This window comes from Legionella gresilensis (assembly GCF_900639865.1).
Lineage (GTDB): Bacteria > Pseudomonadota > Gammaproteobacteria > Legionellales > Legionellaceae > Legionella_C > Legionella_C gresilensis.
Genome location: NZ_CAAAHX010000030.1, coordinates 8,752 through 9,663, shown reverse-complemented (window position 1 = coordinate 9,663; position 912 = coordinate 8,752). Strand labels below are relative to the sequence as shown.

Sequence of the window (912 nt, the reverse complement as noted above, 5' to 3'; positions counted from 1 at the left end):
ATAGCGCCTCTTTTACTATATGATTTTATAGTGTTAGATTTCATAATACTGTTTCCCTTTAATGAATTAAAGTAGCGCATTATATAGAAGACTAATAAGTACTCAAAGAAGAAAGAAGATAATCATAGATAAACCTATTAAAAGTCGCCTATTAAATCATGTGTCTTAAAAAACGACCCGGCCTGTTGCAAAAGGTAGTTTATATTTAAGCAAGATTAGGACATTAATAAAAAATAAAAAAACTATCCGTTTAATATTGATAGCAATGGCTGCCATGTAAGCTTGTATTTGCACGTTATGAATGCCACGGAAACGTGCTTTTGCTAAGCAATGGTAGTTTTTTAACTCATTCATGACACTTTCAATTCTTGCAAGCCTTTCAACTAACTTTTGCTTGAATAATGGTGTCTGCATAGCCAATGTAACTTGTTGAAATAAGTCAAAATGAGTGTGCCTTGCAATGACTCGAATCGCTCGATTTTTTTTCTTAGGCGCCTGACAACTGATAATGCAGTTCTGACAGTGTGTTACCCTAGAATGATAGAGCATGTAGTCATTTTTTAATAATTTGCCTGGCTTAAGCTCGTAATTAGCAGGACAACGGTAGATGTCTTTCTCTGCATCGTAATAAAAGCCAGGTGTTATGGTTCTTTGCGCTGTACCACTACGAGTATTAAATAAAGGAATAGTGGTGGTCATACCCATTGATTTGAGCGTTGCAATAATATGCCCTGAACCGTAAGCGCGATCAGCGATGACTTCATCAATGTCATGATTTAAACCTAGCTTAATCGCATTGAGCTGCTCAAGGTAGGATTGCGAATCATGGACGGCACCGGTGGTTATTTTAATGTCTAAAATAACGCGACTTTGGCTCGTTGTGCAGACATGCGCTTTATATTTTAAGGTACG

At 36.7% G+C, this 912-nt stretch carries 1 protein-coding gene; it reads right to left on the bottom strand.

The features are described from left to right. Positions 1 to 165: 165 nt before the first annotated feature. The coding region (locus tag E1P04_RS17190) for a transposase (RefSeq protein ID WP_165482847.1) at positions 166 to 912 on the bottom strand (747 nt) is incomplete at its 5' end.